The sequence below is a fragment of the Patescibacteria group bacterium genome, from assembly GCA_004297735.1.
Lineage (GTDB): Bacteria > Patescibacteriota > Saccharimonadia > UBA4664 > SCTI01 > SCTI01.
This window is the reverse complement of record SCTI01000001.1, coordinates 115,878-136,414: the sequence shown is the minus strand read 5'-3', so window position 1 is coordinate 136,414 and position 20,537 is coordinate 115,878. Positions and strand designations below refer to the sequence as shown.

Sequence of the window (20,537 nt, the reverse complement as noted above, 5' to 3'; positions counted from 1 at the left end):
CTAAACGCAACCATAAGCAGATCCAAACAGCCACCCAGAGCATCAAGGGTGGCTGTTATGGACGCTCTAGTTAGGCCGCAAGCTTGTTCAGCTCTCCCTTGGCCTCGATTGCCATCGCAATTAAGAACGCGCCGGCCGCAATACCGTACAAACCAATGATCCAGGTAAAGGCTAGGCCGCCCGCAACCGGGTACAGCCAAACCGCCACACCAGCAATCAAGCTCAATACACCCAACAGGGCGTACAGGGTGCGCTGCTTGCCGTCAAAGCCATCGCCAAAGGCGGAGATCAGCTCCATTAGGCCGCGGACCACAAAGACCAGGCCTACCAACAAGATCATGGTGGCCACCGTTAGAGTCAGGTGCTTAAGTGCATATACACCTACGCCAATCTCAAGAATGGCAACCACTAGCCACAAAAACCACAGTGGCAACTTACCAATACCCATCAGGCTGCTAATTGCATTGACGATGCCTGCTAGCACCAGGTACAACGCAAAGCCGAGGGCAAAACTGTACAGGGTGAGACCAGGCCACACCACCGCAAAAAATCCTAGTAGGATTAGAAATATGCCGCGTAGTAGCAAAAGCCACCACATTGTTTGGAGATACTCTTTCATTACTAAAAACTCCTTTGTTAAGCTATTTCTACAATGCTCTTATCTTTATCATATTGTCATTGGTGAATAATTACAAATATTGCCTTAATTTCATATCTGCGCTTGTAGTATTAAACTAATACATCTGGAATGTTAAAAACAAAAAAGCCCCTTTCGGGACTTCTTTGCGATCAGCCTTAATGGCTACATCTTGATTTCAATATCGACGCCAGCTGGCAAATTGAGGTTCATCAGCGAGTCAACGGTTCGTGGGGTTGGCTCGGTGATGTCTAATAGCCGCTTGTGAGTTCGCATCTCAAACTGCTCTCGTCCCTTTTTAAAGACGTGCGGGCTCTTGATGACCGTGGTCACCTTGCGGTCGGTTGGGAGCGGAATTGGCCCCGCAACCTTAGCGCCGGTGCGAATAGCGGTATCAAGAATCTGCTTGGCCGACTGGTCGATAACCTTGTTATCGTAGGCCTTTAAGCGGATGCGAATTCGTTGTTTAGGTGCGTCTTCTTTGGTCATGGTTCTGTGTTACTTGGTAATCTTAGTTACGACTCCGGCTCCAACGGTGCGTCCACCCTCGCGAATAGCGAAGCGGAGGCCATCTTCCATGGCGATCGGAGCGATCAGCTTAACCTTCATCTGAACGTTGTCGCCCGGCATCACCATTTCGCCTTCAAACTGAATCTCGCCGGTAACATCGGTGGTTCGGATGTAAAACTGTGGCTTGTAGCCCTTAAAGAATGGGGTGTGGCGTCCGCCCTCTTCCTTCTTTAGTACGTAAACCTCAGCATCAAACTCGGTGTGGGGAGTGATTGAACCTGGCTTGGCCAATACCTGACCGCGCTCAATATCGGTTCGCTCAATACCGCGGAGCAAGGCGCCAATGTTGTCACCAGCCTGAGCATCAGGTAGCAACTTCTTGAACATCTCTACGCCGGTAACGGTGGTCTTTTTGGTTGGGCGAATACCAACGATTTCAACCTCGTCGTTTACTGCCAACTTGCCCTGATCGATGCGACCGGTAGCAACCGTACCACGGCCCTTAATTGAGAACACATCCTCAATGGCCATCATGAACGGCTTATCAACTTCACGCTTTGGCTCTGGGATCGAAGCATCCATTGCTTCAACCAGCTCCATGATCTTATCCTCGTACTCTTTGTCGCCTTCCAGCGCCTTTAGAGCCGAGCCCTTAATCACTGGGGCATTCTCGTCAAAGCCCTGAGCTGCCAACAGTTCGCGGATTTCCATCTCAACTAGCTCGGCTAGCTCTGGATCGGCCATATCCATCTTGTTCATGAACACGAGGATGTAAGGAACACCAACCTGCTTTGCCAGCAAGATGTGCTCGCGGGTCTGAGGCATTGGGCCGTCAGCCGCACTAACTACCAGGATAGCACCATCAATCTGGGCAGCGCCGGTAATCATGTTCTTTACGTAGTCGGCGTGACCTGGCATATCAACGTGAGCGTAGTGTCGCTTTTCGCTGTTGTACTCCTGGTGAGAGGTGGCGATGGTAATACCGCGCTGCTTCTCTTCGGGAGCGTTATCAATCTGGTCGTAATTAACCGGCTTGTTAATATCATCTGGCAAGCGCTTAGCCAATACGGTGGTGATCGCAGCGGTCAGGGTAGTTTTACCGTGATCGACGTGACCCATAGTACCAACGTTGACGTGGGGCTTGGTTCGCTGAAATTCTGCCATTGGTTCTCCTTTTATTGTTTCATTTCAGATTGTTAACCCTGCCAATCGAGGGTGTCGCGACTAGAGTCAGCGATCTGCAATGAAACATTTATTAGTTGTTAAATATTTTAGGCAATAGAGTAACTGCCCAAAACGGACCCTCATAGTATAGGAGGAATTTCCGCCTCTGTAAAGAGGTAAATCGGAAGCCGCCGCTTAGGCTTTAGAAGCGGCGTGCTTGCCGATAATATCCTCGGCTACGTTAGGTGGGACCTCGGCGTAGTGATCAAACTCCATTGAGTTTGAGGCACGGCCCTGGGTCATCGAACGTAAGGTAGTGGTATAACCAAACATCTCAGCCAGTGGCACAAAGGCCTGAACCACCTTGGCCTGACCACGATCGGTCATTTCTTGGATACGACCACGCTTGGAGTTGATGTCACCAATTACGTCGCCCATAAACTCTTCTGGTACGGTTACCTCGACCTTCATTACCGGCTCCAACATAACTGGATCGCCCTTGCGTACACCCTCTTGCAGCGCCATTGAACCGGCAATCTTAAAGGCCATTTCACTGGAGTCAACATCGTGGTACGAGCCGTCGTATAACTTGGCCTTGATGTCGACTACCGGGTAGCCAGCCAACACGCCGTTTTGCATGGCCTCTTTAACGCCCTCTTCGACCGGCTTGATGTACTCGCGTGGGATCACACCACCAACGATGGCGTTTTCAAACTCAAAGCCGGCACCAGGCTCCTGTGGGGTTAGTTCTAGCCAGACGTCACCATACTGACCGCGTCCACCCGACTGACGGACAAACTTGCCCTGAACCTGATTCGGCTTGCGGATAGTCTCACGGTACGCTACCTGTGGTGTACCGATGTTAGCCTCAACCTTAAATTCACGCTTCATGCGGTCTACCAAAATGTCCAGGTGAAGCTCACCCATACCGGCAATCAAGGTCTGACCGGTCTCATGGTTGGTCGAAACCCGGAAGGTTGGATCCTCTTCGGCCAAGCGCTGGAGAGCTAAACTCATCTTTTCTTGGTCGGCCTTGGTCTTTGGCTCAATCGCGATCTGGATAACTGGATCCGGGAACTCGATGCTTTCAAGAATAATTGGGTTAGCTTGATCGCTCATGGTGTGGCCGGTCATGGTGCCCTTAAGACCCACGGCAGCGGCAATCTCACCGGCGTACACTTCTTGCACTTCTTCGCGGCTGTTGGCATGCATACGTAGGATTCGACCGATGCGCTCCTTTTGGCCGGTGCTTGAGTTAAGAATGTATGAACCGGACTTAAGCGTACCTGAGTAAACGCGGAAGAAGGCGAGCTTACCAACAAATGGGTCGGCGGCAATCTTAAAGGCGAGGGCCGAAAATGGCTCCTCGTCGCTACTTTTACGCAGCAAGGTCTCGCCGGTCTTTGGATCGGTACCGGTAACTGGAGGAACGTCGAGCGGGCTTGGTAGGTAGTCAACCACCGCATCAAGCAGTTTTTCAACAATCACGCCGCGACCATCGCCACCACTAACGGCGTAGAACTCACCCGAAAGCACGCTCTTACGGATCAAGCCCTTGAGCTCCTCAACGGTTAGCTCGTTACCTTCCAGATACTTCTCCATCATGTCGTCATCGGCCTCAACCGCCGCCTCAATCAAATGGTTGCGGTAGCGTTCAACCTTTTCCTTCATGTCGGCTGGGATCTCAACCTCTTTCAGCTCCTTGTCGGTGTAGTCGCCGTAGGTAAAGGCCTTCATTTCAACCAAATCAACGATTCCGTTGATGCTCTGCTCAAAACCAATTGGCAGGTGAATGGCGTAGACGCGCTTGCTCAAACGCTCATGAATCGACTCGAGACTCTTGTAAAAGTCTCCGCCGGTCTGGTTAATCTTGTTAATAAAACAAATGCGAGGCACGCCGTACTTGTCGGCCTGACGCCAAACCGTCTCCGACTGTGGCTCCACACCCATCTTGCCGTCAAACACCGTCACCGCGCCGTCGAGCACGCGCAAAGACCGCTCAACCTCTACGGTAAAGTCGATGTGGCCCGGCGTATCAATGATGTTGATACGAGTATCGTTCCAGAAACAGGTGGTCGCAGCCGAGGTAATGGTAATACCGCGCTCTTGCTCTTGCTCCATCCAGTCCATGGTGGCTTCGCCTTCATGAACCTCACCAATCTTGTGAGTCTTACCGGTACGGTACAAAATACCTTCGGTAGTGGTGGTTTTACCAGCGTCAATGTGGGCAATGATGCCAATGTTACGAGTTTTATCTAAACTATATTCGCGTGCCATTATCGTGCATTCCCTCTAATTTAATACCGCGCAAAGTGAGCAAAGGCTTTGTTGGCCTCGGCCATGCGGTGGGTGTCTTCTTTTTTCTTAATTGCGTCACCGGTGTTATTGTAAGCGTCCATTAGCTCCTGGGCTAGTAGCTTATCGAACGGCTTACCCGACTTGTTGCGCACCGAATCAAGAATCCAAGTCATGGCCAAGTGAGTCTTACGATCGCCCTTGACCTCCATTGGTACCTGGTAGGTGGCGCCGCCGATTCGCTTAGCTCGTACCTGTAGCTGAGGTGAGACGTTCTTAATCGCGGTCTCAAACACTTCTAGCGGATCCTGCTTCAGCTTTTCTTTGATCTCGCTCATTGCGCCATACATTAGGCTTTCAGCCAGACGCTTTTTACCATGGCGCATGATCTTGTTGATCATCTTGGATACCAATACGCTCTGATACTGAAGATCCGGGTTGATTTGGCGTTTAAATGACTTGGTCTTTTTTCGTGGCATGCTTCACTCCTTTATGAGTTACTACCCGAGCTCCGTATTAGACGGCGGGTGTGATTAAATTGTTAGCTCTTATCTTTTTTAGCGCCATACTTGCTACGACCCTGCTTGCGGTTGCTGACACCAGCGGTATCAAGCGCACCGCGCACGATGTGGTAACGCACACCCGGAAGGTCCTTTACACGACCACCGCGGATCAGTACCACGCTGTGCTCCTGCAGGTTGTGGCCCTCACCCGGAATGTAAGCGGTGACTTCCATTCCGTTAGAGAGGCGTACACGTGCAATCTTACGCAAAGCCGAGTTTGGCTTCTTTGGGGTGGTGGTAGACACCTTGGTACACACACCGCGCTTTAAGGGCGCACCCTTGGCATAGGTCTTACCCTTAAGCGCGTTCAACGTCCGGCCTAGGGCAGGAGTGTTTGACTTCTGTCCCTTAGACTGGCGTGGCTTACGAATTAATTGATTAATTGTTGGCATGTGTGTTCCTTATAGACCTAGATAGTTAAACAGAAATTGGCTCATCCGTCAATCTGTGACCGGCTCAGTAGCTGCTGGAGTCGGTTCGGTTTCTACCGCGCCAACCACAACTGGGTGCTCTAGCTCAGCCGCCTCATCAGCCTCGCCGTCAACATTGTAGCCGGTTCCAACTGGAATCAAGCGACCAATGATCACATTTTCTTTGAGGCCACGTAGCTTGTCGACCTTACCGCGAACGGCAGCACCAATCAACACGCGACTGGTGTCCTGGAAGCTGGCCGCACTCAAGAATGAGTCGGACGAGATTGAGATCTTAGTGATTGGCAGTAGTAGCTGCTCATACGTCGACGGCTTCTTACCGTTAGCTACAAGCTCTGCGTTCTCTTCGTTAGCAGCGGTACGCGATACAATGTCGCCGGTTACAAACAGGCTGTCACCCGGCTCCTCAATCTGTACGCGCGAGAACATCTGTCGAATGATGATCTCGATGTGCTTGTCGGCAATGGTCTGACCCTGTGAGGCGTAAATCGACTGGACCTCAGATACGATATAGCGACGAACCGCCTGCTCGCCTAACAGGTTGAGCATATCCTGAAGATTGATTGAACCTTCGGTTAGGCGCTGGCCACGAGTGACTAGGTCGCCGTTAGAGACCTCTACCTGCTGGTAGCTTGGCACCACATGATCGCGGTGAGCTTCGCCGGCGTGAGTTAGCAGGATCTTATCCTTCTTAACCTCAACCGTACCTTCGGCCTTAGCCTTAATCGCCTTCTTGCCCTTGCCGTCGGCAGCCAAAATGTCTCCTGGTACCACGCTGTCACCGTTCTTAACCTCTGGGATGCGCTCTTCGAGGGCATACTCGGTAATCTTAACGTTGGCTGGTGTTACTCGAATGGTGGTTTTGCCGCCAGCTTCTTTAACGCTAGCCACACCGTCAACCTCAGACAGCACTGCCTGTCCCTTAGGAGCACGAGCTTCGAAAATCTCTTCTACGCGTGGCAAACCGTGAGTAATGTCGGCACCGGTCGCGGCAGCACCCTTGTGGAAGGTACGCATGGTTAGCTGAGTTCCAGGCTCACCAATAGACTGGGCGGCGATTACACCAACCGGCTCACCCAGCTTAACGACCTGACCGCGAGCGAGATCAACACCGTAACACTTCTGGCAGACGCCCCACTGCGAGGTACACTCAAGCACGCTACGCAAGCGAACTTCGTCAATGCTCTTGGTCTCGGCAATCTGCTCGGCCAGCTCATCGGTAATCAGCCCACCAGCCTTAACTAGGGTGCTGGAGCCGTCTTTTACTGCGGCGGCTACAAAGCGACCGGCCAAACGAGCTGCAAAGCCCTCGCCCATCGCCTCAGACTCGGCTCGGGTAACCAAGCTACCGTGCTTATCGCCACAGTCTTCGATGGTTACGATGATGTCCTGAGCCACGTCCACTAATCGGCGGGTCAAATATCCTGACTCGGCGGTACGCAGAGCGGTATCGGTTAGACCCTTACGGGCACCGTGAGTCGAACTGAAGTACTCAAGCATCGAGAAGCCTTCTTTGTAGCTACTGCGAATTGGCAGCTCGATGATGCGACCGGTTGGGTTGTTGACCAGACCCAACATACCAGAAATCTGGTTAACCTGGCTGAAGTCACCTCGAGCACCGGACTCAACAAACATTCCGATGGTAGAATCACTAACCGCCATCTCGTCCTGAAGATCACCCTTAATGTTCTCGTTGGTGCCCTGCCAGGCCTCAATTGTGCGACGATAGCGCTCATCTTCAGTAATTAAGCCCATTTCGTACTGCTTACTGATCTCGATTACCTGCTTTTCGCCATCATTTACGTAACCCTCTTTTTTGTGCGGAGTTACAAAGTCGTCAATACCGATCGACACACCACTCTTGGTTGAGTGACGGAAGCCGAGATCCTTAATCTTGTCCACAATTACCGCGGTAACCTCTGGGCCACTAACGGTAAACACCTCGGCCACCAAGTTCTGCAGCTTCTTTTTGGTCATGGTTTCGTTACGGAAATCAATCTCTTCTGGCAAGATCTCGTTGAGCAAGATTCGACCAACGGTGGTCTGAGTTCGCTCGCCGTTAATTGGCACCGTGACGCGGTTTTGCAGCTTAATGGTCTCATTCTCATAGGCGTAAATTGCCTCAGATGCATCAGCAAAGTGCTTCACCGGCTGATCATCGCCAAACTTGTCGTAGGTTAGGTAGTAGCAGCCAAGCACAATATCTTGACTTGGGTTCACCACCGCCGAGCCATCGGCTGGCTTGAGCAGGTTGTGCGATGACAACATGATCTCGCGAGCCTCTTTTTGAGCGGCATCAGATAGTGGTACGTGAACCGCCATCTGGTCGCCATCGAAGTCGGCGTTAAAGGCCGAACATACTAGCGGGTGCAGCTGAATCGCCTTACCTTCAATCAAGATCGGCTTAAAGGCCTGGATACCAAGACGGTGAAGGGTTGGAGCACGGTTTAGTAGCACATACTTTTCGGCAATGATCTCTTCGAGAGTGTCCCATACCTCGGTACGAGCACGCTCAATCATGCGACCGGCCGACTTAACGTTGTGAGCCAAATCACGCTCAATCAACTTGGCCATCACAAACGGCTTAAACAGCTCCAGGGCCATCATTTTTGGCAAACCACATTCATACAGTTTGAGGTTTGGACCGGAAACGATTACCGAACGTCCGGAGTAGTCGACGCGCTTACCCAGCAAGTTCTGGCGGAAGCGACCCTGCTTACCTTTTAGCACATCGCTCAAGCTCTTGAGCTTGCGACGAGTACTGGTAGAGCTAACCGCACGTTCGCGGCGGGCGTTGTTGTCCATGAGGGCATCAACCGCTTCTTGCAACATGCGCTTTTCGTTTCGACGAATCACTTCTGGCGCATCCAGCTCAATCAAACGCTTCAACCGGTTGTTACGGTTGATCACGCGGCGGTAAAGGTCGTTGAGGTCGGAAGCCGCAAAACGACCACCAGCCAACTGCACCATTGGTCGCAGATCGGGTGGAATCACCGGCATCTCGGTCATAACCGTCCACTCAGGACGCAAGCCAGCGTTACGCATACCTTCAAGCATCTTGAGGCGCTTTAAGATCTTCTTTTTCTTTTGGCCAACAGCCTCATCGGCCTCCTTGGTCAAATCATCAACCAGCTTATCAAGATCAATCTCAGCCAGTAGGTTACGAATAGCTTCGGCACCGATATCGGCCTTAAATACGTCGCCGTACTTTAGGTTGAGATCACGGTATTTAGCCTCAGTTAGCAGCGTAAGTGGGGCCAAGCCCTCAAGCTCGGTCTTTGCGGCATCATAGGTAACTTCAAGATCGCTAAGCTCGCGGCTTTGGGCCTCGGCGATGGCTTTAACATCGGCATCAGCCTCGGCTGCCTTTTGCTCATGACCCTTAACCACCTCGTCACGACGGCTCTTATAGTCGGCCTCTAAATCGCTGAGGGCACCCTTGCGGCGCTCGTCGTTAACATCGGTAACGATGTAGTTGGCAAAGTAAACCACTCGCTCTAGATCACGAATGCTCATGTTCAGAGCCAGGCCAACGGTCGAAGGAGTACCACGCAAGAACCAAATGTGAGTGACGGGTACGGCTAGGCTAATGTGACCCATGCGCTCGCGGCGGACAATGCTACGAGTTACGCGCACGCCACACTTATCGCAAACCACATCCTTGTAGCGAATTCGCTTGTACTTACCACAGTAGCACTCCCAGTCCTTGGTCGGACCAAAGATCTTTTCGCAGAACAGTCCGTCCTTTTCTGGCTTTTGAGTGCGGTAATTAATGGTTTCCGGCTTGGTTACCTCGCCGTGAGACCAGTCCAAAATCTGCTTTGGACTAGCCAGGCTCAATCGAACCGCGTCGAACTCGCTAGCGGATTGGTTGAGCATATTGTTATCGGTTTTTTCTGCTATCATCTTAGGCCTCTTGCTCCGTAGTTACGGCGTCTGTAGTAGCGGCTTCGGCAGCGACCTCTGCCTCAACCTCTAATGGATCTTCTTGCCCACCAGCTAAATCAACCAGCGGCATATCAGCTACCTCATCACCCTTCATTAACTTATCGTTTCCTAGTTCATTGGCTTCAGCCGTAATTTGGTCGCTTAGTACCTCTTCGGCATCCAGCTCTTTTTCCTCGCCGCCATCTTCGCGGATTAAGTCGATTGCCATACCTAAGCTCTGCAACTCCTTAACCAACACGTTGAATGACTCGGGGATACGTGGTCCGCGGATCTCTTCGCCCTTAATGATGGCCTCGTAGGCCTTTGAGCGACCAACCACGTCGTCTGATTTAATAGTCAGGATTTCCTGCAGGGTGTTAGCGGCACCGTAAGCTTCGAGTGCCCACACCTCCATCTCACCAAAGCGCTGACCACCACGTTGTGCCTTACCGCCAAGTGGCTGCTGAGTCACCATAGCGTATGGGCCGGTTGAGCGAGCATGCAGCTTGTCGTCAACCATGTGGTCGAGCTTAAGCATGTACTTGTAACCAACCGTAGTTCGCTCCTGGAACGGCTCGCCGGTCTTACCGTCAAACAGCTGCGACTTACCATCATCGGGGAGGCCGGCTCGCTTGAGCTCTTCTTTAATCTTTTCGACGTTAACACCGTCAAAGGCTGGTGTAGCCACGTTGTAACCCAGCGCTCGAGCGGCAAGACCCAGGTGAGTCTCAAACACCTGTCCGATGTTCATACGTGAACTTACGCCAAGCGGGTTCAAAATCATGTCGACTGGAGTACCATCATCGAGATATGGCATATCCTCGATTGGCACAACCTTAGCAACCACACCCTTGTTACCGTGGCGTCCGGCCATCTTGTCGCCGGCGCTCATTTTACGTAGCTGAGCTACCGATACGTGATACTGCTCGATTACTCCGGCCTGTAGCTCGTCACCGTTTTCGCGGCTAAAGACCTTAACGCCAACCACCTTACCACGTTCGCCGTTTGGCATCCGCAGGCTGGTATCTTTAACGTCGCGGGCCTTTTCGCCAAAGATGGCTCGCAGCAAACGCTCTTCGCTCGACAGCTCTTGCTCACCCTTAGGAGTAATCTTGCCGACTAGAATGTCTCCGGCGCTAACCTCCGCACCAATGCGGACCACACCGTTTTCGTCCAAGTCTTTAAGGCTGTCTTCGCTAACGTTTGGAATGTCTCGAGTAACAATCTCCGGCCCCAGCTTGGTGTCACGCACGTCGACCTCGTAGGTCTCAATGTGAATTGAGCTGTAACGATCATCCTGTACCAACCGCTGGCTGATAATGATGGCGTCCTCAAAGTTGTAACCACCCCATGACATGAATGCCACCAGCACGTTCTGGCCCAGCGCCAGCTCACCATTATCGGTCGACATACCATCGGCCAACACGTCACCCTGCTTGAGCTTCTGACCGCTGGTTACCACTACCTTTTGGTTAACACTGGTGCCTTCGTTGCTGCGCGAAAACTTAATCAGCTCGTAGGTTTGCTCGCCCTTTTTCTTGTACTTAACCACGATCTTGCTGGCGGTAGCGGTAATCACCTCGCCATCCTCTTCGGCCACAATCACCTGACCTGAATCGCGAGCCACAATCGCCTCCATACCGGTACCAACCACTGGCGCCTCTGGCTTAACTAGCGAAACGGCCTGCTTCTGCATGTTCGCGCCCATCAGCGCTCGCTTCGGGTCATCGTTTTCAATAAATGGAATCAAAGCGGTTGAAACCGAGATGATTTGCTTACTTGATACATCCATGTAGTTGACCAAGTTTGAGTCGGCCTCAACCGTCTCGCCACCACGACGAACCGGTACGCGACTTTCAGCAAAGTAGTTGTCATCGTTTAGTGGGGTTGAAGCTTCGGTGATAGCAGCCTGGGCTTCGTCGGCAGAATCCAAGTAGACCACGTCGCTGGTAACCTTAGCCTTAACCGGCACCATTTCGCTGTCTAGCTTAGCTAGCTTTTTAGCTGCTGCTGCGGTGATAACCTCACCCGTCTTTACGATCACACTGCCACTAGAGTCTTTGATGTTGGTTCGAGCAATATGCCCCGCCGCCTCAGCCGCCGGAACCTCATTTAGTACCTTGCGATAAGGAGTTTCCAAAAAGCCGTACTCATTAACTTGAGTATAAGTAGCCAGGTTGGACACCAAACCAACGTTTGGACCTTCGGGAGTTTCAATTGGGCAGATACGACCATAGTGACTACGGTGTACATCGCGCACCTCAAAACCGGCTCGTTCGCGGCTTAAACCACCGGCGCCGGTCGCGGTTAAGCGTCGCTTGTGCGCAATCTCGGCTAGTGGGTTGGTTTGGTTCATAAACTGGCTCAACTGCGAGCTAGCAAAGAACTCCTTAACGCTAGCCACTACCGGTCGAACGTTAACCAGCTGACCTGGGGTAACTGTCTCGCGGTCGTACAAGCTCATCTTATCCTTAACGTTGCGCTCCATGCGCAAAAGACCAATTCGGAAACGATCCTGAATCAGCTCACCAACCATTCGCAAGCGACGGTTTGACAGATCATCAATATCCTCTGGCTTAGCCTGAGGGTCGTTGTTAAGACGGATGATCTCGCGCAAGATGTCTACCAAATCCTCACGGCGGAAGATGCGGTTTTCAACCGTGTTTGGCACCTTGGTACCAAATCGGCGGTTAATCTTGTAGCGACCGACCTTCGAAAAGTCGTAACGCTTAGGGTCAAAGAACATGCCTTCAATCAACTGCTTTGAGTTATCAACGGTAGCCAAATCACCCGGACGAATCCGGCGATAAACCTCCATCAAGGCCTCGCTCATGTTGCTGGTAGCGTCCTTATCGAGGGTCTCATTGATGTACTTAACCTCACCGGTATCAACGTCTTTAAACAGACTTTTAATTTCGGAATCATCGGCAAATCCAAAGGCGCGCAACAGAGTGGTAACCGGCAGCTTGCGCTTACGATCAATCTTGACCGAAATCACGCCGTTTGGAGCGGTATCGAACTCCAACCAAGCTCCACGGCTTGGAATAACCTTGGCGCCAAATAGGTGCTCGTCGCCAACCATGTCGGAAGCAAAGAATACGCCAGGTGAACGAACCAACTGGCTAATCACTACTCGCTCAACACCATTAATGATGAAGGTGCCCTTACTGGTCATCCAGGGGTAGTCACCCAAAAAGATTTCCTGGCTCTTCTTCTCGCCGGTCTCTTTATTAACCAGCTCAACCACTGCCTTAAGCGGCACTTCGTAGGTTATGTTCTTACCTTTAGCGGTAGCCTCATCGATCTTGGGCTCTTCAAAGTAAAAGTCCTTAAAGTAGAGCGCTAGGCTCTTACCGGTAAAGTCCTCAATTGGACTAACCGAAGCAAACAGCTCCTTAAGGCCTTCGGTGGTGAACCACTCAAACGAGGCAATTTGATTTTGAATTAAATTTGGTAGTGCGATAACTTCGCGGTTTTTGTTAAAGAATCGACGCTCGGTGGCCTGTGCCAAGACATCCTCCTTCTTGATTATTGGTAATGTGGGGCGCCAGGGGGACATTCGTCCTAGCAATAATCAAGAGGTGTTTCTAAATCGGCAGTGACGCGTACGTGTGTGATGCTTCTAGAACTTTTGCACTTGTACCAGCTCGCAAGTACAGAAGTCCTACACGCAAAAAACCAAGTAGGTGCGCCCTACCTTTGATTTAAGCTTCCTCTTAGACTCTATTGTGCCGATTTATGACAGGATTGTCAACGCTTTTTATACAGTTTTTACAATCCCGCCATGAACCTTACGAGCTACGGCTAATTACCTCGTCAATAATGCCATACTCTTTAGCCTCTTTTGCGGTCATGTAGTAGTCACGATCAGAGTCTTTACGAACCTGCTCATATGACTTTCCGGTAGCCTCAGCTAGCTGCCGATCCAACACCTCACGAAGCGACAGGACCTCTTTAGCAGTAATCTCGATATCCGATGGGCTCCCCTGGAATCCCGCCGACCCCTGGTGAATCATGACCTTAGAATTTGGGAGTGCAAAGCGTTTGCCTTTTGCGCCCGCAGCCAGCAACTGCGACCCCATACTAAACGCCATCCCAACACAAATAGTCGAAACCTCTGGCTTAATGTAGTTCATCGTATCAATCATAGCTAGGCCAGCATAAACCGATCCACCCGGCGAGTTAATGTACATCTGGATATCAGCCTTAGGATCTTCATTCTCGAGATGAAGCAACTGTGCAATTATTAGATTCGCCACCGTATCATCAATAGCAGTACCAACAAAAATAATTCGGTCCTTAAGCAGGCGCGAGTAAATATCGTAGGCGCGCTCACCTTGATGAGTTTTTTCTAAAACGGTTGGGACTAAGATTGAATTTTTTGGGGTCTGATTCATGAGTTACTCCTGCCAAATCTCTTGGTTTTTAGTATAGCTTTTTAGCACTCCCCTGTCTAGACTGCTAATTTAGCTATACTAACTCTAATATATAAGCAAAATTACTTGGTTTAATTGCTCTGTCAGAATATAATGTAATCATAAGAAGTATGTCTAAATGTTTGTGTGTAGGGTTTTGAACTAAAACATGACTCGTTTACCTATTCCAGGATCAGATAATGGTCAATGGGGTGAGTTACTTAATGATTTCTTAAAAGTTGAGCATAATGATGATGGCTCACTTAAGATTCAGCCTATTCCTGCTGCCCAAAAAGGCCAACCTGGTGGTGTGGCTGAGTTGGATGGCGGGGGGCTAGTTGTTGCCGGTCAACTTGGCGGCGGCGCTGCCAACTCTGGTACCTACTTGCGCGGCGATGGTATATGGTCTGCCCCGCCAGGCGCACCGGTAACCAGTGTCGCCGGTAAGACCGGGGCAGTCACACTCGATACCAATGACGTCTCGGGCCTGGGAACCGCCGCCACTAAAGACGTTGCCGCTAGCGGTGATGCAACGGCCACCCAGGTTGTTAAAGGCGACGACTCACGCTTGACCAACGCGCGAACCCCTATTGACGGATCGGTCACCGAGGTTAAGCTGGCTGACGATGCCGTTACTACCGGCAAAATCGCCCCAAGCACCATCCTCGATATTGATATATCAAACTCGGCCAATATCTCTCAAAACAAGATTGCGCTAGCCATAACCGACACCGAGGTAGCGGTTGGCGCCAATATCGCCCAGGCAAAAGTCGCCAATCTAACCAGCGACTTAGCCGGCAAAGAGCCAACTATCACCGCTGGTACTACTCTTCAATACTGGCGGGGCGACAAAAGCTGGCAAACGCTAGATAAGTCGGCGGTAGGCCTGGGCAATGTCGACAATACCTCCGACTTAAGTAAACCAATCTCAACTGCCACCCAGGCCGCACTCGACCTAAAGGCAAATACCAGTGCAATTGCTGGCAAGGTGGATGATACCGGCGACACCATGAATGGCAGCCTCAATATGTCAGGGGCTAGCACCCAAATACTGTTCCCCGATAACGCAAGCACCAGCGGGGGTCTTTCTTTTGGTGGCGACTCCACCTTTGCCCGGACCAATACCGGGACTCTGCGTTTTACGGCAGCGGCACCAATCCTGGAGTTTACTTCAACCAATAATACCTCTGGTATTCGCCTTAATGTCACCTCTGCCGCCACAACCGCTTATCGTTTACAGTACTCTGGTACATCGCTGATCACGGTCAATCCTAGTGGCGCAACCTTAATTAGCAACAACAATACAACTCTCAGAACAATCAACGGCCTAATTCCTCAACTTCAATTAGAAGGTACCGATGCGGCTGGATCCACCATATCCGCCACCAGAAACTCGGCCGACGCCAACCCGCCCGGTATATATTTTGTAAAATCGCGCGGAACAGCCAATGGCTCCACGACAATTGTGCAGTCAGGCGATAACCTTGGTCAGATCAGTTTTATTGGAGCTAACGGCTCAAACTCAAACACCTTTGCGGCCTTAATCCGGGCGGAGGTTGACGGCACTCCGGCCGCTGCCGACATGCCAGGACGCCTGGCTTTCTACACCACCCCCGCTGGCACAACGACCGTAACCGAGCGTATGCGAATCGATAACTCCGGTAAGGTCCGAATCGGATCAAGCGCCACGATTAGTTCGGCCCTTACGTTTGATAGTGCCACAACCGCTGCCGGTGGTATTTTGTTCGGTGCCGATACCAACCTGTATCGCTCGGCAGCAGATAGTTTAAAAACCGACGACAGGTTACGCGCAGCTGTTGGTTTTTTTGCCGATACAGCTACAACGGTTGCGCTCCAAGGTTCACAAACAGCTGTAACCGCATTTATAGCAAACTATTTAATCAACGGTGATACAAACGCCGCCTTTCGAATTTTTGGCGATGGCAAGCACGAGTGGGGAGCCGGTGGAGCCAGCGCAACCGACACTAACCTTTACCGTTCAGCGGCCGATGTCTTAAAGACAGATGACATGCTCCGTGTTGAGCCTACATCCAACCCAAGTACACTTATGCTTGTTACCGGCACCACTACGACCTCAACAGCAAACGCAAGAGGCCAGCAGGTTAGCCCAATTTTTTCAGGTAGCGCCGCTGGTCCTGGTGGCCTAGCGGTACAGCCCGAATTTAAGCCATCTACCGACCCAACGGTGGTGTATGGGTTTATTAATATTGCTAAAAGCACTCCCCCTACAGGAGTGACTATTGGTACTGCCTACGCAGGGTTTAATCGCATTGACACTGGTACTGACTCCGGGGTTCTAACCAATGCAGTAGCGATGTATATATCTGCCCCAAGCTTGGGATCAATAGTACCCGTCAATCTATATGGCGTAGATGTCGCAGCTCAAACAGCTGGTAGTTCATCTAATATTGGGGTACGTATCGCGGGTGCTTCGACATATACACTACAGTTAAGTAGCACCGCTGGTACGGCAGCTAGTGGTATTACATTTGGAACCGACACCAACTTATATAGAAGCGCCGCTGACACCCTAAAAACCGATGATCAGTTTTTATCAGCATCTTATTTAAGCGCCAATAACGGAACCGCAAACCAAGTCTACATTGGCGCAACCGCTTCTGCTACACCCGGAGCTGGCATATTGTTTGGCCAAGGAGCATCAGCTGACACCAACCTTTATCGCTCAGCTGCCGACACCCTCAAGACCGATGACAACCTAATTGTTGCTGCGGCCGGTACGGCGGCTAACTCGGTAGCCAACATCGATGCCACCCAAACCCTGACCAACAAGCGTATCACTAAGCGAATATCCAGCAACACCTCAAGCTCCACTCCCACGCCAAATGCCGACACTACCGATGTCTACCTTCTGACCGCCCTGGCGGTTGGCGCCACCTTCGGCGCGCCAACCGGGACACCAACCGATGGCCAGTCGCTAATTATCCGCATTAAAGATAATGGGACTGCCAGATCTCTGGCCTGGAATGCGATTTACCGAGCGGTTGGGACCTCTTTGCCAACAACTACCGTTATTAGTAAGACGCACTACCTAGGGTTCATATATAACAGCGCCGATAGTAAATGGGACTGCTTGGCGGTCTCGCAGGAAGCTTAAATGGCCAGTCGTTTTTGGGTTGGAGGTAGCGGTAACTGGGATGGGTCGGACACCTCTCATTGGTCCGCCACCACTGGGGGCTCGAGTGGAGCGTCAGTACCCACATCTTCTGACGACGTTACCTTTGACAGCAACTCCGGCACAGCCGCCACCGTAACTATTACTGGCGCAACCGCCAACGCCAACACCATTACGATAAATAAGTCTGACCTAACTTTACTGCACAACGCTGGTTCAACCGTGGTGGGCGCAGTCACACTTACCACTGGAACCCTAAATGCAAATGGCCAAACCTGTAACTGGGGCAAGCTAATATCTTCTAATAGCAGCGCTCGTACGTTGACAATGGGCAGTTCCGCCATCACGCTAACCTCTACTGGGACTGCTTGGGACACAAGTACATTTACCAACCTTACCGTAACCACCAACACATCAACCGTTACTCTAAATGGCGCTACCTCGACTTGGTTTGGTGGCTCTGGCTTTAACACTAATGGCGGATCTATTGTTATGGCTGGTTCTGGTGTGGCAATTGTCGCAAACACCTTTACGTGCAAAAACCTTACCCGTACTGGCACGGCGGCGAAAACAGACACCATCCAGTTCAACGGCGGATCCTCTATCGTAACTGGAACTTTAACTATTACCGGCAATAGTGTTACCAATAGGGTGCTCGCTACATCTTTGTCACTAGGCTCTGCAGCCACCGTAAGCGCGGCATCGGTATCCTTAACCAATGTTGACTTTAGAGACATTAACGCAAGCGGTGCAGCCATACCTTTTACTGGCACTTCGCTAGGCAACTGCCTAGGCAACAGCAATATAACTTTCGACACTTCGGTTACCCAAACCTGGCAGGGCACTAGTGGAGGCAACTGGTCTGATGTATCAAAATGGACCAGCCGTGTGCCGCTACCGCAAGACAATGTAGTAATAAGTAGTGCATTCTCAGCGAGTCAGACAGTTACGGGAGACATGCCAAGACTCGGTAAGGACATAAACTGGACAGGAAGCTCCGGCAGCCCAACCTGGTCGGTTACTGCAACAGCATTCATGTATGGCTCCCTCAACCTGACAAATGTCGGCACAGTAAATGGAGGTACTACCTTTACGCTTGCAGGTCGGAGCTCACATACAATAACCTCGGCCGGGAAGTCCATGGCTTTGTTTGGACAGGTAGCTGCACCTGGCGCAACATACTCTTTGCAGGATGCGCTACAGATGAACAATTTAGTAACGGTTGGATCTGGCTTGGTCTTTGAAACAAATAGCTATAATGTCACGATTGGTAACTACCAGATTAACAATGGAGCAACCGTTAACATGGGAACTGGCACCTGGACCCTAACCGGGACACTGGTATCTCCTAGTGCGGTATGGAATGTAACTAGTACAGGCGCGGTGGTTAATTCAAGTAGTGCTACTATTGTCATCACAACGACCACCTCAAGTAGCAGAACTTTTAACGGCGCAGATAAAACATATGGTACTCTCACCTACACTTTAGCCGGATCAACTGGAAACCTAATTATTACCGGATCAAACACTTTTGGAACCATCAACTTCTCTGACTCGAGTAACGCCAGGACGCTTCAATTTACTAGTGGCACTACCACCACAATAACGGGCGCGTTTAACGTTAATGGAACATCCGGTAAGCTCATGACAATCAACAGCTCTACTGGGGGCTCAGCCGCTACCCTCTCAAAATCAAGTGGAACGGTAAGCTGCGACTATCTTTCGATTCAAGACTCAACTGCCACCGGAGGAGCAGCTTGGTATGCCGGAGCCAACTCCACTAATGTATCTGGCAACACTGGCTGGATATTTACCGCTCCGGCCAACGGCGCCTGGTTTGATATACTATAAGACATACTAAACAGATTACTTCGAGGAGTACTATGGATCTCAGTCAAATTTCTGATATAGATAAGTTAAAAGCGCTTGCCTACGACGAGTTGCAGCGTTTAGAGATTTCGAAGCAAAACCTTCAATTAATAAATCAGCGCATGTCTGAACTGCAACAGTCTCAAGCTGAGAAAAAAGGCTCTAAGAAGTAGTTTTAGCTACTTCTTTTGGGCGTACTCGACCAACTTAGCGATGGTCTTGGTGGTGAGAATATGATTAAAGATGTCGTTCCGGACATCATGGCTGTTTAGCTGCTCTTGCATTTTGGGGTCGGTATAACGCATTCGTAGTGCATCCAGCTCAGCCTCAATCTCGTCTTCGGTCGCGGTCAGCTTTTCGGCCTTGGCCACTTCCTGCAATACTAGGGACAAAATAACTCGCTTTTCGGCATCCGGGCGTAGCTCTTTTTCAAGTTCGTCCTGAGTTTTGCCCTGCATCTCTAGGTATTGTTCCATAGTCATGCCGCTCGACATTAAACGCTGACTAATCTCAGACTTCATTCGCTCTAGCTGCTGGGTGGCCATTTTTTCTGGCACCTTAAACTTAACCTTGCCAGCAATTTCATCGAGCAGCTCATTTTCGTATTCGCGCTTGGCCGACTCTTCTGCCTCAGCTTTTAACTGATCCTTAATATCGGCTTTTAGTTCGGCTACCGTCTTGAACGGTCCAACCTCACCGGCGAACTCGTCATTTACTTCGGGCAATTTTAATCGCGTCACCTCATGTACGTTAACCTTAAAGGTGACCGGCTGACCGGCTAGACTTTTTTCGTGATAATCCTTAGGGAAGGTTACCTCAAAGCTTTTCCCCTCACCAACCTTAACGCCAACTAGCTCTTCTTCGAAGCCGGGGATGAAGGTGTTTGAGCCGAGCTTGAGGGTGTAATTCTTACTGACCGCTCCCTCAATAATCTTACCCTCTTTTTTGCCCTCAAAATCGATCTTAACCTCATCACCCATGGCGGCTGCATTAAGCGCCGGAATGCGCTTAGCCACGCGGCGGCGCAAATCCTCAATCATTTCATCAACCTTGGCCGATTCAATCTTAACCGGCTTAACTGCCTTTTTAATCTTTTTGTAATCTGGCAGATCAACCGATGGCATCACCTCAACCGTTGCCTCGAACTCTAGAGTCTCATAGGGTACCCATTTAATTAGGTTGATCTTAGGCTGGTCGATTGGCGCCACGTCGTATTCTGCCAGCGCGTCAGAATAAGCATGGCTCATGGTGTGCTCAAGTGTTTCGGCCTGAATCGCCTCATCACCAATCTCGCGAGCAACAATATTATCTGGTGCCTTACCGGCCCGGAAACCCGAGGCTTTTACCTTGGGGCGGTAGTGGTCATAAGTGTGCTCCAGCGCGTGTTTAATTTGATCGGCAGTGGCAGCGATCTTTAAGGTAACTTGGTTGTCGGTTTGATTGGTAATTTCGGCTTTCATAAGTGCTGATTGTACCAGGTATTAGGGAGCTTGTCACTCCATTTGCGTCCAACCACCTATTCGTGACAATTTGTGAGCTATATAAACTAAAGTCCCCGCCACGACCTTGGTC

At 50.9% G+C, this 20,537-nt stretch carries 13 protein-coding genes; 2 read left to right on the top strand and 11 right to left on the bottom strand.

Annotated features, from left to right (window positions below; genetic code table 11):
• Positions 1 to 70: 70 nt before the first annotated feature.
• The 9 genes from EPO04_00770 to EPO04_00730 all read right to left on the bottom strand — a co-directional run bounded on the left by EPO04_00770 (position 71) and on the right by EPO04_00730 (position 13,924).
• Positions 71 to 619, bottom strand: a complete 549-nt coding sequence (locus EPO04_00770) for a hypothetical protein (protein TAK89627.1) — start codon at positions 617 to 619, stop codon at positions 71 to 73.
• A 183-nt stretch (positions 620 to 802) separates the two neighbouring features.
• Entirely contained in the window at positions 803 to 1,126 is a 324-nt protein-coding gene (locus tag EPO04_00765) for a 30S ribosomal protein S10 (GenBank protein TAK89626.1), read from the bottom strand.
• A gap of 9 nt (positions 1,127 to 1,135) precedes the next feature.
• The gene (tuf, locus tag EPO04_00760; protein ID TAK89625.1) at positions 1,136 to 2,311 is read right to left on the bottom strand and encodes an elongation factor Tu; all 1,176 of its coding nucleotides are present in this window, start codon (positions 2,309 to 2,311) and stop codon (positions 1,136 to 1,138) included.
• 195 nt (positions 2,312 to 2,506) lie between these two features.
• A complete protein-coding gene (gene fusA / locus EPO04_00755) occupies positions 2,507 to 4,588 on the bottom strand; it encodes an elongation factor G (GenBank protein ID TAK89624.1) in 2,082 nt (693 codons plus the stop codon).
• Between the two features lie 20 nt (positions 4,589 to 4,608).
• Entirely contained in the window at positions 4,609 to 5,085 is a 477-nt protein-coding gene (locus EPO04_00750) for a 30S ribosomal protein S7 (GenBank protein ID TAK89623.1), read from the bottom strand.
• Positions 5,086 to 5,147: 62 nt separating this feature from the next.
• Positions 5,148 to 5,561, bottom strand: a complete 414-nt coding sequence (locus EPO04_00745) for a 30S ribosomal protein S12 (protein TAK89622.1) — start codon at positions 5,559 to 5,561, stop codon at positions 5,148 to 5,150.
• Positions 5,562 to 5,609: 48 nt separating this feature from the next.
• Positions 5,610 to 9,506: a DNA-directed RNA polymerase subunit beta' gene (rpoC, locus tag EPO04_00740; protein ID TAK89621.1), complete on the bottom strand. Its 3,897-nt coding sequence runs from the start codon at positions 9,504 to 9,506 to the stop codon at positions 5,610 to 5,612.
• 1 nt (position 9,507) lies between these two features.
• Positions 9,508 to 13,086 (bottom strand): DNA-directed RNA polymerase subunit beta, encoded by a 3,579-nt coding sequence (locus EPO04_00735; GenBank protein ID TAK89620.1) that lies wholly within the window; start codon positions 13,084 to 13,086, stop codon positions 9,508 to 9,510.
• A gap of 232 nt (positions 13,087 to 13,318) precedes the next feature.
• Complete coding sequence (locus EPO04_00730; GenBank protein ID TAK89619.1) at positions 13,319 to 13,924, bottom strand: ATP-dependent Clp protease proteolytic subunit; 606 nt, start codon at positions 13,922 to 13,924, stop codon at positions 13,319 to 13,321.
• A 187-nt stretch (positions 13,925 to 14,111) separates the two neighbouring features.
• On the opposite strand from EPO04_00730, the gene EPO04_00725 reads away from it, so the two are divergent.
• On the top strand, positions 14,112 to 17,078 hold the full coding sequence (locus tag EPO04_00725) for a hypothetical protein (protein ID TAK89618.1): 2,967 nt from the start codon (positions 14,112 to 14,114) through the stop codon (positions 17,076 to 17,078).
• A 56-nt stretch (positions 17,079 to 17,134) separates the two neighbouring features.
• Here the strand turns inward: EPO04_00725 and EPO04_00720 are convergent, their stop codons facing one another.
• Complete coding sequence (locus EPO04_00720; protein TAK89617.1) at positions 17,135 to 17,854, bottom strand: hypothetical protein; 720 nt, start codon at positions 17,852 to 17,854, stop codon at positions 17,135 to 17,137.
• A 382-nt stretch (positions 17,855 to 18,236) separates the two neighbouring features.
• Between EPO04_00720 and EPO04_00715 the strand changes: the two genes are divergently transcribed.
• On the top strand, positions 18,237 to 18,947 hold the full coding sequence (locus EPO04_00715) for a hypothetical protein (protein TAK89616.1): 711 nt from the start codon (positions 18,237 to 18,239) through the stop codon (positions 18,945 to 18,947).
• Between the two features lie 197 nt (positions 18,948 to 19,144).
• On the opposite strand, the gene tig is transcribed toward EPO04_00715, so the two are convergent.
• Positions 19,145 to 20,425 (bottom strand): trigger factor, encoded by a 1,281-nt coding sequence (gene tig, locus EPO04_00710; protein TAK89615.1) that lies wholly within the window; start codon positions 20,423 to 20,425, stop codon positions 19,145 to 19,147.
• Positions 20,426 to 20,537 lie beyond the last annotated feature (112 nt).

Coding starts and splice junctions, on each gene's coding strand:
- EPO04_00745 (TAK89622.1), bottom strand. CDS start 5,561: ATGCCAACAATTAATCAATTAATTCGTAAGCCACGCCAGTCTAAGGGA.
- EPO04_00770 (TAK89627.1), bottom strand. CDS start 619: ATGAAAGAGTATCTCCAAACAATGTGGTGGCTTTTGCTACTACGCGGC.
- EPO04_00765 (TAK89626.1), bottom strand. CDS start 1,126: ATGACCAAAGAAGACGCACCTAAACAACGAATTCGCATCCGCTTAAAG.
- EPO04_00715 (TAK89616.1), top strand. CDS start 18,237: ATGGCTTTGTTTGGACAGGTAGCTGCACCTGGCGCAACATACTCTTTG.
- fusA (TAK89624.1), bottom strand. CDS start 4,588: ATGGCACGCGAATATAGTTTAGATAAAACTCGTAACATTGGCATCATT.
- EPO04_00730 (TAK89619.1), bottom strand. CDS start 13,924: ATGAATCAGACCCCAAAAAATTCAATCTTAGTCCCAACCGTTTTAGAA.
- EPO04_00720 (TAK89617.1), bottom strand. CDS start 17,854: ATGGCTGCACCGCTTGCGTTAATGTCTCTAAAGTCAACATTGGTTAAG.
- EPO04_00750 (TAK89623.1), bottom strand. CDS start 5,085: ATGCCACGAAAAAAGACCAAGTCATTTAAACGCCAAATCAACCCGGAT.
- tig (TAK89615.1), bottom strand. CDS start 20,425: ATGAAAGCCGAAATTACCAATCAAACCGACAACCAAGTTACCTTAAAG.
- EPO04_00725 (TAK89618.1), top strand. CDS start 14,112: ATGACTCGTTTACCTATTCCAGGATCAGATAATGGTCAATGGGGTGAG.
- EPO04_00735 (TAK89620.1), bottom strand. CDS start 13,086: ATGTCCCCCTGGCGCCCCACATTACCAATAATCAAGAAGGAGGATGTC.
- rpoC (TAK89621.1), bottom strand. CDS start 9,506: ATGATAGCAGAAAAAACCGATAACAATATGCTCAACCAATCCGCTAGC.
- tuf (TAK89625.1), bottom strand. CDS start 2,311: ATGGCAGAATTTCAGCGAACCAAGCCCCACGTCAACGTTGGTACTATG.